This window comes from Azospirillum sp., from assembly GCF_050789165.1.
The window spans coordinates 1-11,357 of sequence record NZ_JBOZRT010000101.1 but is presented as its reverse complement, the minus strand read 5'-3'; the positions used below and the strand labels follow the sequence as shown (position 1 = coordinate 11,357).

Annotated in this window: 14 protein-coding genes and 1 pseudogene; 10 read left to right on the top strand and 5 right to left on the bottom strand. The window is 69.8% G+C overall.

The features are described from left to right. Positions 1 to 63: 63 nt before the first annotated feature. Positions 64 to 609: an HD domain-containing protein gene (locus ACRWK7_RS22835; protein ID WP_431858608.1), complete on the bottom strand. Its 546-nt coding sequence runs from the start codon at positions 607 to 609 to the stop codon at positions 64 to 66. Between the two features lie 53 nt (positions 610 to 662). On the opposite strand from ACRWK7_RS22835, the gene ACRWK7_RS22830 reads away from it, so the two are divergent. Beyond that, positions 663 to 1,853 carry a vWA domain-containing protein gene (locus ACRWK7_RS22830; protein WP_431858607.1) on the top strand — a complete coding sequence of 397 codons (1,191 nt, stop codon included), beginning with the start codon at positions 663 to 665 and terminating at the stop codon, positions 1,851 to 1,853. Positions 1,854 to 1,857: 4 nt separating this feature from the next. On the opposite strand, the gene ACRWK7_RS22825 is transcribed toward ACRWK7_RS22830, so the two are convergent. Further along, positions 1,858 to 2,457: a demethoxyubiquinone hydroxylase family protein gene (locus ACRWK7_RS22825; RefSeq protein WP_431858606.1), complete on the bottom strand. Its 600-nt coding sequence runs from the start codon at positions 2,455 to 2,457 to the stop codon at positions 1,858 to 1,860. Positions 2,458 to 2,567: 110 nt separating this feature from the next. Between ACRWK7_RS22825 and ACRWK7_RS22820 the strand changes: the two genes are divergently transcribed. The 6 genes from ACRWK7_RS22820 (at position 2,568) to ACRWK7_RS22795 (ending at position 6,720) form a co-directional block, all read left to right on the top strand. After that, on the top strand, positions 2,568 to 4,007 hold the full coding sequence (locus ACRWK7_RS22820) for an NADP-dependent isocitrate dehydrogenase (RefSeq protein ID WP_431858605.1): 1,440 nt from the start codon (positions 2,568 to 2,570) through the stop codon (positions 4,005 to 4,007). A gap of 42 nt (positions 4,008 to 4,049) precedes the next feature. After that, positions 4,050 to 4,397 (top strand): nucleotidyltransferase domain-containing protein, encoded by a 348-nt coding sequence (locus ACRWK7_RS22815; protein WP_431858604.1) that lies wholly within the window; start codon positions 4,050 to 4,052, stop codon positions 4,395 to 4,397. 2 nt (positions 4,398 to 4,399) lie between these two features. Continuing rightward, on the top strand, positions 4,400 to 4,780 hold the full coding sequence (locus ACRWK7_RS22810; RefSeq protein WP_431858603.1) for a HEPN domain-containing protein: 381 nt from the start codon (positions 4,400 to 4,402) through the stop codon (positions 4,778 to 4,780). 106 nt (positions 4,781 to 4,886) lie between these two features. Continuing rightward, on the top strand, positions 4,887 to 5,408 hold the full coding sequence (locus ACRWK7_RS22805; RefSeq protein WP_431858602.1) for an RNA polymerase sigma factor: 522 nt from the start codon (positions 4,887 to 4,889) through the stop codon (positions 5,406 to 5,408). Next, entirely contained in the window at positions 5,405 to 6,172 is a 768-nt protein-coding gene (locus ACRWK7_RS22800; RefSeq protein ID WP_431858600.1) for an anti-sigma factor family protein, read from the top strand. Before ACRWK7_RS22805 ends, ACRWK7_RS22800 begins: the two co-directional genes overlap by 4 nt. Before the next feature lie 179 nt (positions 6,173 to 6,351). Beyond that, positions 6,352 to 6,720 (top strand): GcrA family cell cycle regulator, encoded by a 369-nt coding sequence (locus ACRWK7_RS22795; RefSeq protein WP_431858599.1) that lies wholly within the window; start codon positions 6,352 to 6,354, stop codon positions 6,718 to 6,720. A 186-nt stretch (positions 6,721 to 6,906) separates the two neighbouring features. On the opposite strand, the gene ACRWK7_RS22790 is transcribed toward ACRWK7_RS22795, so the two are convergent. From ACRWK7_RS22790 to ACRWK7_RS22780, 3 genes are all read right to left on the bottom strand, one after another. Continuing rightward, on the bottom strand, positions 6,907 to 7,287 hold the full coding sequence (locus ACRWK7_RS22790) for an oxidoreductase (protein WP_431858598.1): 381 nt from the start codon (positions 7,285 to 7,287) through the stop codon (positions 6,907 to 6,909). 145 nt (positions 7,288 to 7,432) lie between these two features. Further along, entirely contained in the window at positions 7,433 to 8,656 is a 1,224-nt protein-coding gene (locus tag ACRWK7_RS22785) for an NADP-dependent isocitrate dehydrogenase (RefSeq protein WP_431858597.1), read from the bottom strand. 180 nt (positions 8,657 to 8,836) lie between these two features. Beyond that, positions 8,837 to 9,421 (bottom strand): TIGR00730 family Rossman fold protein, encoded by a 585-nt coding sequence (locus ACRWK7_RS22780; protein WP_431858596.1) that lies wholly within the window; start codon positions 9,419 to 9,421, stop codon positions 8,837 to 8,839. Between the two features lie 142 nt (positions 9,422 to 9,563). On the opposite strand from ACRWK7_RS22780, the gene ACRWK7_RS22775 reads away from it, so the two are divergent. From ACRWK7_RS22775 to ACRWK7_RS22765, 3 genes and pseudogenes are all read left to right on the top strand, one after another. Continuing rightward, positions 9,564 to 10,040, top strand: coding sequence for a c-type cytochrome (locus ACRWK7_RS22775; protein WP_431858595.1), 477 nt, complete (start codon positions 9,564 to 9,566; stop codon positions 10,038 to 10,040). A gap of 7 nt (positions 10,041 to 10,047) precedes the next feature. Further along, positions 10,048 to 10,947, top strand: coding sequence for a c-type cytochrome (locus tag ACRWK7_RS22770; protein WP_431858594.1), 900 nt, complete (start codon positions 10,048 to 10,050; stop codon positions 10,945 to 10,947). Between the two features lie 124 nt (positions 10,948 to 11,071). After that, a pseudogene (locus tag ACRWK7_RS22765) lies at positions 11,072 to 11,357 on the top strand (hypothetical protein); the annotation flags it as partial.

The following is an 11,357-nucleotide window of genomic DNA, read 5'->3' as shown; positions in this document are numbered from 1 at the left end:
GTTTCCCTAATGTACGCCGTCTGTGACCAAGTCACATTGAGCTATCGCAATGGCGGATCAGGACTATTTGCCGCGGAGCTGGTCCAGCCCGTCGCGGTAGGCGGCGTCGAACAGCGCCTCCAGGTCGGCGTTGGTGCCGCGCAGGCCCTCCACCACGCGGGCGGCCCATTCGAAGTATTCGATCTTGCGCTCCAGCGTCCAGGCGTTGGGGGGGCTGGTCTGCATGGAACGCAGGTTGCTGATCTTGTCGGCCAGCTTCACCAGCTTGGCGCGGTGCGAGGCGTGCGGGGCCGAGTCCACCTGCCGCTGCTTGCGCTCGTCCTTGGTCAGGCGCTTGTCGTCGGTGACCTCGGCGACGATGGAAGCGATCTCGGCGCCGAAATGCTCCTCCAGCTCCTCGCGGGTGGCGTCGGTGTCCTCCAGCGTGTCGTGCAGCACGGCGACGACGACCGCATGCGGGTCGTGGCCATTGGTCGCCTCGGCGACGAGGCGCCCCACTTCGATCAGGTGGTTGACGTAGGGCTCGCCGCGCACACCCTTGCGGCGGTGGTCGGTGTGCTTGGCGGCGGCGAAGTCGAGGGCGACGGCGAACTGGACGAGTGGGTTCATGCGCTGTTTTCCTGAGAACGCGCTATAATGCCGCCCCCGCGGGGAGAACGCCATTGTTCACGAACTTCTTTTTCGAGCTGCGCCAAGCCGGCGTGCCGGTGTCGCTGAAGGAATACCTGACGCTGATGGAGGCCATGAAGCGTGGGCTGGCCGAGCACAGCGTGGAGGACTTCTACTACCTCAGCCGCTCCTGCCTGGTGAAGGACGAGCGCAACCTCGACCGCTTCGACCGGGTGTTCGGCCACGTCTTCAAGGGCATCGGCGAGCCGCCGCCCGAGGGCGAGGAGGTGCCGGTCGCCGACCTGCCCGAGGAATGGCTGCGCAAGCTGGCCGAGCGCTTCCTGACCGACGAGGAGAAGGAGCAGGTCAAGGCGCTGGGTGGCTGGCAGAAGTTGATGGAGACGCTGGCGCAGCGTCTGGCCGAGCAGAAGGGGCGGCACCAGGGCGGCTCGAAGTGGATCGGCACCGCCGGCACCTCGCCCTTCGGCGCCTACGGCTACAACCCGGAAGGGGTGCGCATCGGCCAGAAGGAGTCCCGCCACCGCCGCGCGGTGAAGGTGTGGGACAAGCGCGAGTTCAGGAACCTCGACGATTCGGTGGAACTGGGCACGCGCAACATCAAGGTGGCGCTGCGGCGGCTCCGCAAGTTCGCCCGCACCGGGGCGGCCAGCGAGCTGGACCTGCCCGGCACCATCCGCGCCACCGCCAACAACGCCGGCTGGCTGGACCTGAAGCTGGTGCCGGAGCGGCACAACGCGGTGAAGGTGCTGCTGTTCCTGGACATCGGCGGCTCGATGGACGACCACATCCGCCTGTGCGAGGAGCTGTTCTCCGCCGTGCGGACCGAGTTCAAGCACCTGGAGCACTTCTACTTCCACAACTGCGTCTACGAGAGCGTGTGGAAGGACAACCACCGGCGCGGCAGCGAGCGCACCCCGACCTGGGACGTGCTGCACACCTACCCGGCGGACTACAAGCTGGTCTTCGTCGGCGACGCAGCGATGAGCCCCTACGAGATCACCCACCCCGGCGGCAGCGTCGAGCACTGGAACGAGGAGGCCGGGCAGGTCTGGCTGCAGCGGGTGCTGTCGGTCTACCAGAAGGCGGTGTGGCTGAACCCGGTGCCGGAGAGGCAGTGGCAGTACACCGAGAGCACGCGCATCCTGCAGCGCCTGATGGGCGGCCGGATGTACCCGCTGACGTTGGAGGGGCTGGACGCGGCGACACGGGAACTGGTGCGGTAGGCCGCTAAACCCATCGCGCCACCACCACCCCCGCCCGCGAGCACCCCACGGCCACCCCGGCCAGCACCCGCGCCCACCGGGGCGCCTCCGGGTGCAACTGCTCCGCGTCCTCCGCGTGCCGCGCCTCGTCGCTCCGGCAGGCCTCCAGCATCCGGATCAGCTCCGGGTCCGGCGCAAGCCGCCGCACGAGCGCAATCTGTCGCGCGTAGTGCCCGTCCACCCAGCGCTCCACCCCGGCGACCACGGCGTACAGCGCCGCCGGCCCCAGCCGCGCCGGCACCCAGCCCAGCAGCCAGCCGGCCAGCCGCCAGAACGCCCCCAGCCGGCTGCGCGCCCCGCGCGGCAGGTACGCCTCGAACAGCGCCAGATGCGCCCGCTCGATGCACCGGTGGCCGGCGGCAAAGCGCCGCACGTCCGGGTCGCGGCTGCCGGCCAGCGCGCCGTCGTACAGCCGCACCGCCACCAGCTCGCCGACCTGATCGACGCGCAGCTCGCGCCGGACCGCCGCCGGCAGGGTCGCAAATCCCTGGCGCGGCGGCTGCAGGCCGGCCGCCGCGGAGGGCAGGCCGTCGTAAGGGGAGGAGGTGGTCGTTGTGCCTGTCATCGCGGGAAGCGACGTGGTGCCGCTCAAGCCGGCGTCAAGCCGTGTCGCGCTTCCGTTGCATGGCCGCCGGCTTTGCGGCTAGGGTCGCTGCGCGAAGGAGACTTATCCACATGGCGGACGCCACCCCCATCACGCTGGCAAGAGGCGACGGCATCGGTCCGGAGGTCGCGGACGCGGCGCTGCACATCCTCGACGCGGCCGGCGCGCGCCTCAAGGTCGAGGAGGTGCCGGCGGGCGAGGCCGTGTACCGCCGCGGCCACGGCGGCGGGCTGGGGCCGGACGGCTGGGCCTCGATCCGGCGCACCCGCGTCTTCCTCAAGGGGCCGGTGGTGACGCCGCAGGGGCCGGGCTTCAAGTCGCTGAACGTCACCGCGCGCACCGCGCTGGGGCTGTTCGCCAACGTGCGGCCCTGCGTCTCGCACCATCCCTACGTCCGCACCCGGCACCCGCGCATGGACGTGGTGATCATCCGCGAGAACGAGGAGGACCTCTACACCGGCATCGAGCACCGCCAGACCGACGACGTGATCCAGTCGGTCAAGCTGGTGTCGCAGCCGGGCTCCGAGCGCATCGTCCGCTACGCCTTCGAGTACGCCCGCGCCAACCGCCGCCGCAAGGTGACGGCCCTGGTGAAGGACAACATCATGAAGATGTCCGACGGGCTGTTCCTGCGCACCTTCCAGGAGGTCGCCGCCGAGTACCCGGAGATCAAGGCCGACCACCTGATCGTCGACATCGGCGCCGCGCGGCTGGCCGACCAGCCCGAGCGCTTCGACGTCATCGTCACGCTCAACCTGTACGGCGACATCGTCTCCGACATCGCGGCGCAGATCACCGGGTCCATCGGGCTGGCCGGCTCCGCCAACATCGGCGACCGCTGCGCCATGTTCGAGGCGCTGCACGGCGCGGCGCCGTCGCTGGCGGGGCAGGGGGTGGCGAACCCGTCGGGCCTGCTGATGGCATCCGTGATGATGCTGGTGCACATCGGCCAGGGCGACGTGGCGGCGCGCGTGCACAACGCGTGGCTGCGCACCGTCGAGGACGGCATCCACACCGCCGACATCTTCTCGCGCGGGATGAGCCGTCTGCGCGTCGGCACCCAGGCCTTCGCCGACGCGGTGATCGAGCGTCTGGGGCAGTTCCCGAAGACGCTGCCCGGCGTCAGCTACGCCGTCACCCGCCCCAGCTTCGACACGGCGCTGCGCCCCTCCGGCCGGGCGCCGGCGGTGAAGGAGCTGGTGGGGGTGGACGTCTTCCTGCACTGGTCGGACGGCGGGCCGGACGACCTGGCGGCCCGCGTGCAGCCGCTGGCTGGCCCGGCGCTGGAGCTGTCGAGCATCTCCAACCGCAGCCAGACGGTCTGGCCGGACGGCAACATCGGCACCTTCTGCACCGACCACTGGCGCTGCCGCTTCCTGGTGCGCGGCGAGCCGATCGTCCACCGCGACATCGTGGCGCTGCTCGACCGCCTCGCGGTGGCCGGGCTGGACTTCATCCAGACCGAGAACCTGTGCAACTTCGACGGCAAGGCGGGGTTCTCGGCGACGTAGGGCTCCCTTGCGCCCGGACCGGGCGGGTGCGACATTCCTTGCATGACGTTGCCGCTGAGCCAGGAGGAGCGCGACGCGCTCCACGCGTTCGAAGCGCGGATGCGCACGCGCTATGGTGCGCGTCTGCGTGGCCTTGTGCTGTTCGGCAGCCGGGCGCGGCGGGATCATCGGGACGACAGCGATCTCGACGTCGCCGTCGTCCTTGCCGCACCGATCACCGACATGGTGGCCGAAGCGCTGTCCATGGCCGACGACGCCTTCGACGTTCTGCTGGAGCAAGGTCTGCACATCCAGCCCTTGCCCATCGAAGAAGGCAGCCTCGACCATCCCGAGGCCCATCCCGTCCCGCACCTGACGCGCAGCATCGCCCGCGATGGGGTTGCGTTGTGAGCATGGCCGCGCAACTGCTGGCGAAGGCGGAACAGGCGGCTGGATCGGCACGCGTGTTGCTGGCGCGGGGCGATCTCGAGGGCGCGACCAACCGTGCCTACTACGCTGCGTTCCACAGTGCGCGCGCCGCTTTGACCCATTTGGGCGCGCTGCCCGAAGGCACCAAGACGCACGGCACGGTGATCGGACTGGTCGGCAGGCATCTTGTGCAAGGCGGGCATCTCGACGCCGGGCTCGGGCGCGCCCTGAACCGCTGCCATCAGCTCCGGAACTTGGCTGACTACGACGTCGGCTCCATTGATTCGGAAAAGGTCGCGCAAGCTGTTCGCGATGCCGAACGCCTCGTTGCTGCAGTTCGGGCGATCCTCGGCTTTCAGGGCTGATCGCCGCCGCTCCCGCCGAAAGGCCTACCCCCTATGCGCTTGACGCGCGCGGCCCTGGAATAACATCGGCTGCGGGGGCGTCCTTGCAGGGCGGGGGACCGGAGCCATGCCAGCAGCCGACGACATCGACGACCGCGCCATCGCCGCGCACGTGCCGCGCCTGCGCCGCTACGCCGCGGCCCTGGTGGGAAACCTCGCGGACGCCGACGACCTCGTGCAGGACTGCGTGGAGAAGGCGCTGGCCAACCGCCACGCGCTGCGCGACCCGAGCCGGCTCGGCGGCTGGCTGCTGTCGATCCTGCACAACCTGCACGTCAGCGGCATCCGCTGGCGGCGGCGCCGCGGGCACGAGATGCCGGTGGAGGACTTCGCCGACGACGTGGCGCTCAGCAGCCCGCCCGCCGACCGCGCCGCGGTGCGCGACTTCGTCCGCGCCTTCGAACAGCTGTCCGAGGAGCACCGCCGCATCCTGCTGCTGACCGGCCTGGAGGGCCTGTCCTACCGCGAGGTCGCCGAGGTGCTGGAAGTGCCGATCGGCACCGTGATGTCGCGGCTCGCCCGCGCCCGCGAGCGGCTGCGCGCGCTGCTGGAGGGCGGCGAGGAGCGGCCGCTGAGGAGAATCAAATGACCACCCCTGAGGAGGAGCCCGTGACGGAGGCCGAGCTGCACGCGTGGCTCGACGGCGAACTGCCGGACGACCGGCAGGACGCGGTGCGCCGCTACCTGGACGACCACCCGGAGGTCGCCCGCCGCTTCGCCAGCTACCGCGCGCAGCGGATGATGACCGCCCGTGCCTTCGCGCCGCTGATCGACCGCCCGCTGCCCGCCCGCCTGAAACCGCCCTTCAGCCGGCGCCGCCGGACCCTGCCGTGGCTGGCGCTGGCGGCGTCGCTGCTCGCCTTCGTGGCGGGCGGGGCCGCCGGCTGGCTGGCGCACGGCTGGAGCGCGCCCGGCGCCCTGTCGTCCCGCACGTTCGTCGCCGACGCCGTCGCCGCGCACCGCGTCTTCGTCGCCGAGGTGCGCCACCCCGTCGAGGTCGGCGCCGACCAGGAGGAGCACCTCGTCACCTGGCTCGGCAAGCGGCTCGGCAAGCCGTTGCGCGCCCCCCGCCTCGCCGGGCGCGGCTACGAGCTGGTGGGCGGGCGGCTGCTGTCGGACACCGACGGCCCGGCCGCCCAACTGATGTATCAGGATGCGACCGGTCGCCGCATCACCCTGTATGTCCGGCCGACCCGTGACCCGGCGGACACATCGTTCCGATTTGCGCACGACGGCAACGTCCAAGCTTTTTATTGGCGCGACAATGGGTTAGCTTGGGCCCTTACTGGCGAACTCGACCGGGGTACCCTCTCCGGAATAGCGGAGGACGTCTACCGGGCTCTGAACTCGTAGGACCCAGGGAGTTATGCACAGGAATGTTGCTGACCCCCTCTATCCCTTGCGGGCTCCATCTGGTAGTTTCCTCCCCGGTCGGCACAAAATGTTGAGCCTTATGGAAAATGGCTTACCAGCCTTACGGCTATAGCCACCGGCCAGGGCACGGGGCAACCGGACCAAGTTGGAGACAGGGGATGAGTTGGACGGACGAGCGGGTTCAACAGCTTAAGGATCTCTGGGCGCAGGGGCTGAGCGCCAGCGAGATCGCCGACATGCTCGGCGACATCAGCCGCAACGCCGTGATCGGCAAGGCGCACCGCCTTGGCCTCTCCGGGCGCCCGTCGCCCATCAAGAAGAAGCCGAGCCGGGGGGCGACGATCCTCAGCCTGACCGAGCGCATGTGCAAGTGGCCGGTGGGCGACCCCAAGCACCAGGATTTCCACTTCTGCGGCAAGACGGCGCTGACCGGCCTGCCGTACTGCGGGGAGCACGCGGCGGTGGCCTACCAGCCGACCTCCTCCAGCAAGAAGCGCGACGAGGACCGCAGCGTCGGCGTCGCCTGACGCCCGAGCGACAGTCTCCCGTCCGGAAAACGAAAAGCGGCCCTGGTTCGGGGCCGCTTTTGTTTTTGGGGAGCGTCTGTGTCGAGCCCCCATCCCGGCCTTCCCCCACTTCGCGGGGGAAGGAGTAAGGCCCTCCCCCACGAAGTGGGGGAGGGCTGGGGTGGGGGCCCGGCGCGTGCGCTTCCCTCAATACTCCACGTCCCCGTGCTTCAGCCGCACCAGTTCGCCCTTCGACAGGGAGAGCATCAGCTGCACGATCACCTCGTGCATGATGATGGTGCGGTGGTTGCCGGTGTCCTGCATGTGCTGGCGCAGCGCCTCGCGCACCTTGGCCACGCCGGTGACGTCGATCAGCACGTCGAGGTCCTCGCCCATGCGCGCGAGGTCCATGAAGTCGGTGGTGGTCGGCACGCCGTGGTCGCGCGCCAGCATCATGCCCGGCGCGTCCGGGTCGAGGTCGGCCACCCCCAGCACCCGGACGAACGGCGCGCTGAGAAGCTGCTGCAGAAGCGGGGTGCCGGTCTCGCCGGCGCCGATGACGGCGACGCAGAAAGTGCTGTTGGGCATCTCTTCCCTCAGGTTATGGATCGGCATGAAAAAGCCCGGAGCGCTCGCCCCGGGCCTTTCAGGAGTCCGGGGGAACGGTCGTTCCCCCCTGTTCTCCGCCGAAACGCCCCCCAAGGGAGAGGGGCCATGGTGTCGCACCCGAAGGTTACGCCCAGGCGGCCATCTTCTTCTGCAGGTTCTCGTCCAGCTTGTCGAGGAACTGCTTGGTGGTCAGCCAGGGCTGCTCCGGGCCGATGAGGATGGCGAGGTCCTTGGTCATGTAGCCGGACTCGACGGTCTCGACGCAGACGCGCTCGAGGGTCTGGGCGAACTTGACCACGTCCGGGGTGCCGTCGAACTTGCCGCGGTAGGCGAGGCCCTGCGTCCAGGCGTAGATCGAGGCGATCGGGTTGGTCGAGGTCTCCTTGCCCTTCTGGTGCTCGCGGTAGTGGCGGGTCACCGTGCCGTGCGCGGCCTCGGCCTCGACGGTCTTGCCGTCCGGCGTGATCAGCACCGAGGTCATCAGGCCCAGCGAGCCGAAGCCCTGCGCCACCACGTCCGACTCCACGTCGCCGTCGTAGTTCTTGCAGGCCCACACGAAGCCGCCTTCCCACTTCAGGGCGGACGCCACCATGTCGTCGATCAGGCGGTGCTCGTAGACCAGGCCCTTCGCCTTGAACTGCGCCGCGTAGTCGCGGTCGAACACCTCCTGGAAGATGTCCTTGAAGCGGCCGTCGTAGGCCTTGAGGATGGTGTTCTTGGTCGACAGGTAGACCGAGTAGTTGCGCTCCAGGCCGTACAGGAAGCTGGAATGCGCGAAGCCCTCGATCGACTCGTCGAGGTTGTACATGCCCATCGCCACGCCGGCGCCGGGGAAGTCGTAGACCTCGTGCTCGATCGGCTCGCCGCCGCCCTCGGGCGTCCACTTGATGGTCAGCTTGCCGGCACCCGGGACCTTGAAGTCGGTGGCCTTGTACTGGTCGCCGAAGGCGTGGCGGCCGATGATGATCGGCTTGGTCCAGCCCGGGACGTAGCGCGGCACGTTGTTGCAGACGATCGGCTCGCGGAAGACGGTGCCGCCGATGATGTTGCGGATCGTGCCGTTCGGCGACTTCCACATCTTCTTGAGGCTGAATTCCTTGACGCGCGCCTCATCGGGGGTGATGGTCGCGCACTTCACGCCGACGCCGTACTGCTGGATCGCCTTGGCCGACTCGACGGTCACCTTGTCGTCGGTCTTGTCGCGGTTCTCGATGCCGAGATCATAGTACTTCAGATCGATGTCGAGGTACGGCAGGATCAGCTTGTCCTTGATGAACTGCCAGATGATCCGGGTCATCTCGTCGCCGTCGAGCTCGACGACCGGGTTCGCGACTTTGATCTTGTTCATGGGTACGAGGTCTCCCCTTGGGGTCAGGGCTGTCGTTATCCTTGGGCGCCAGGCGCCATCCAGCGGGCGTGACCGTCCAGGCCGCCCTGGTCCTGGCTGACGTAGGGGGCGGCCCGCACGGCTGGGCGTAGGTTCGGCGGTCTTATATCATTGGCCCCCCGGGGAAGGAAGGCGCGGCGGTTACAGCCACTTCGTCTCCGCCGGAACCGACGGCTCCGGGGCGCGCTCCAGCGCCGCGAACACGTCCTCCACCCGGTTCACCACGGTGAACAGGCGGCGGTGCTCCTCCCGGCAGAAGCCCTCCTCGACCATGTTCTCGATCAGCGCCAGCAGCGGCGCCCAGTACCCCTCGACATCGACGATCACCACCGGCTTGTCGTGCAGGCGCAGCTGCTTCCAGGTCAGCACCTCGAACGCCTCGTCCAGCGTGCCCATGCCGCCGGGCAGCACGATGAAGGCGTCCGAGCGCTCGACCATCATGCGCTTGCGGGTGTGCATGCTGTCCACGACGTGCAGTTCGGCCAAGCCGGTGTGCTCGACCTCCATCACCTTGATGTGCTCGGGGATGATGCCGACCACCTCGCCGTGCCCGGCGATGGCGGCGTCGGCCAGGATGCCCATCAGCCCGACCCGGCCGCCGCCGTAGACCAGCCGGATGCCGCGCTCGGCCAGCCCGGCGCCCAGCGCGTGGGCCGCGGCCTTGTGGACGTCGGCAACCCGGCTCGACGAGCCGCAGTACACGCACACGGAATTCGGCGTCTTCATCGCACCCACCATCATCGGTTACATCACGATCCTGTGATTGGCGCCCGCCGGGTTGCCGACGGCACCATCCGCGGTGGAATAACACGCCGGTCCCGGGCGTCAACCCGGCGTCCACCGTGACACAAACAGGGAGAGAACCACCATGACCCACCGCACGCTCCACGCCGTCCTCGCCGTCGCCGTATCGGCGGGCCTGTTCCTCGCCGTCGCGCCGGCCGCCTCGGCCGCGTCGCCGGAGGAACTGGTCAAGGCCCGGCAGCAGCACATGAAGAAGTTCGGCGGCGGCATGCAGACCATCGGCAAGTTCCTCAAGGGCGAGGGCGGCACCGTCGAGGACGTGCAGAAGGCCGCCGCGCAGATCGACGAGGCGGCGAAGGGCGACTTCACCGCGCTCTTCCAGCCGGGCACCGCCGCGCCGGTCGCCGACAGCGCCGCCAAGCCGGAGCTGTGGCAGAACCTGCCGAAGGCGCAGCAGCAGTGGGTGGCGGTCAAGCCGGCCGCCGACAAGCTGGTCGCCGCGGCCATGACCGGCGAGAAGGCGCAGATCGCCCAGGCGCAGCAGGCCACCGGCAAGGCCTGCACGGCCTGCCACGAGGACTTCCGCATCAAGAAGAACTGATCCGGGCATGCGCGCCGCCGTCCTTCTCGTTTCCTGGCTCGTTTCGGGGCTCGTTTCCGGCCTCGTTTCCGGCCTCGTCCTGGGTCCCGCCGCCGCGCGGGCGGGCGATCCCGCGTCGTCCGACCCGGTGCAGCGCGGCGAGTACGTCTTCGACGCTGCCGGCTGCCTGGGCTGCCACACCAACGAGAAGGGCGGCGGCGCGCCGCTGGCCGGCGGGCGCCCGCTGAAGACGCCCTTCGGCATCTTCTACAGCCCGAACATCACCCCCGACCCGGCGCACGGCATCGGCCGCTGGAGCGACGCCGACTTCGCCCGCGCGCTGCGCTCCGGCCACGGCAAAGAGGGGGAGCCGCTGTTCCCGGCCTTCCCCTACACCTCCTACACGCGGATGAGCGACCGCGACATCGCCGACCTCAGGGCCTACCTGTCCACCCGCCCGGCCAGCCCGGCGGCGAACAAGCCGCACGAGCTGTCGCCGCCGTTCGGCTGGCGCTTCCTGCTGCCGGTCTGGCAGGCGCTGTACCTGGAGGAGGGGCCGCTGAAGGACGACCCCGCCAAGCCCGCCGAGTGGAACCGCGGCCGCTATCTGGTCGAGGCGCTGGGCCACTGCGGCGAGTGCCACAGCCCGCGCGGCTGGATGGGCGGCGTCGATTCCGCCCGCGCCCTGGCCGGCAACCCGCAGGGCCCGGAGGGCAACAAGGTGCCCACCCTGCGCCCCGACCCGAAGGGGCTGGCCGACTGGTCGCTGGGCGACGTCGAGGCGGCGCTGGAGATGGGCATGCTGCCGGACGGCGATTTCGTCGGCGGTTCCATGGCCGAGGTGGTGCGCAACTCCACCTCCAAGCTCACCCCGGCGGACCGTCGGGCCATCGCCGTCTACCTGAAGTCGCTGCCGCCGGTTCCGTGATCCGTCGTTGGTATACGAAATAGTTGTCCGGCGGCGCAGACGGCCGTTGATTGGCGCGGAGGACTTACCGATACTCGTGGGTTGCGGGCCTTCGGTGCGGCGTCCGCCAGCTTACGGTGCGGCGGTGAAACAGCTTGTTCTTCTCGGTGGCGGATTGGGCGCGGTGCTGGCGGCGGCGGCGGCGACCTACGGCCTGATGCCCCCCACGGCCCGCGACGAGGCGGTCGCCATCGCCCCCGCCGCGCTGCAGGCGGCGCTGCCCGCGGCTCCCGATACCAGGCCCGCGGACCCGAAGGCGGTCGTCCCGGCCACGCTCGCCCCGCCGCCCGCTCCCGCGACCCCCGCGGCCAAGCCCGCCGCGCCGCCGGCCCCGTCGTTCGACGTGGTGCGCGTTACCCCCGGCGGCGAGG

Bases quoted from the DNA above. Each gene is read 5' to 3' on its own strand.
- ACRWK7_RS22835 (WP_431858608.1), bottom strand. From the start codon at position 609: ATGAACCCACTCGTCCAGTTCGCCGTCGCCCTCGACTTCGCCGCCGCC.
- ACRWK7_RS22825 (WP_431858606.1), bottom strand. From the start codon at position 2,457: ATGACAGGCACAACGACCACCTCCTCCCCTTACGACGGCCTGCCCTCC.
- ACRWK7_RS22820 (WP_431858605.1), top strand. From the start codon at position 2,568: ATGGCGGACGCCACCCCCATCACGCTGGCAAGAGGCGACGGCATCGGT.
- ACRWK7_RS22815 (WP_431858604.1), top strand. From the start codon at position 4,050: ATGACGTTGCCGCTGAGCCAGGAGGAGCGCGACGCGCTCCACGCGTTC.
- ACRWK7_RS22810 (WP_431858603.1), top strand. From the start codon at position 4,400: ATGGCCGCGCAACTGCTGGCGAAGGCGGAACAGGCGGCTGGATCGGCA.
- ACRWK7_RS22805 (WP_431858602.1), top strand. From the start codon at position 4,887: ATGCCAGCAGCCGACGACATCGACGACCGCGCCATCGCCGCGCACGTG.
- ACRWK7_RS22800 (WP_431858600.1), top strand. From the start codon at position 5,405: ATGACCACCCCTGAGGAGGAGCCCGTGACGGAGGCCGAGCTGCACGCG.
- ACRWK7_RS22795 (WP_431858599.1), top strand. From the start codon at position 6,352: ATGAGTTGGACGGACGAGCGGGTTCAACAGCTTAAGGATCTCTGGGCG.
- ACRWK7_RS22790 (WP_431858598.1), bottom strand. From the start codon at position 7,287: ATGCCCAACAGCACTTTCTGCGTCGCCGTCATCGGCGCCGGCGAGACC.
- ACRWK7_RS22785 (WP_431858597.1), bottom strand. From the start codon at position 8,656: ATGAACAAGATCAAAGTCGCGAACCCGGTCGTCGAGCTCGACGGCGAC.
- ACRWK7_RS22780 (WP_431858596.1), bottom strand. From the start codon at position 9,421: ATGAAGACGCCGAATTCCGTGTGCGTGTACTGCGGCTCGTCGAGCCGG.
- ACRWK7_RS22775 (WP_431858595.1), top strand. From the start codon at position 9,564: ATGACCCACCGCACGCTCCACGCCGTCCTCGCCGTCGCCGTATCGGCG.
- ACRWK7_RS22770 (WP_431858594.1), top strand. From the start codon at position 10,048: ATGCGCGCCGCCGTCCTTCTCGTTTCCTGGCTCGTTTCGGGGCTCGTT.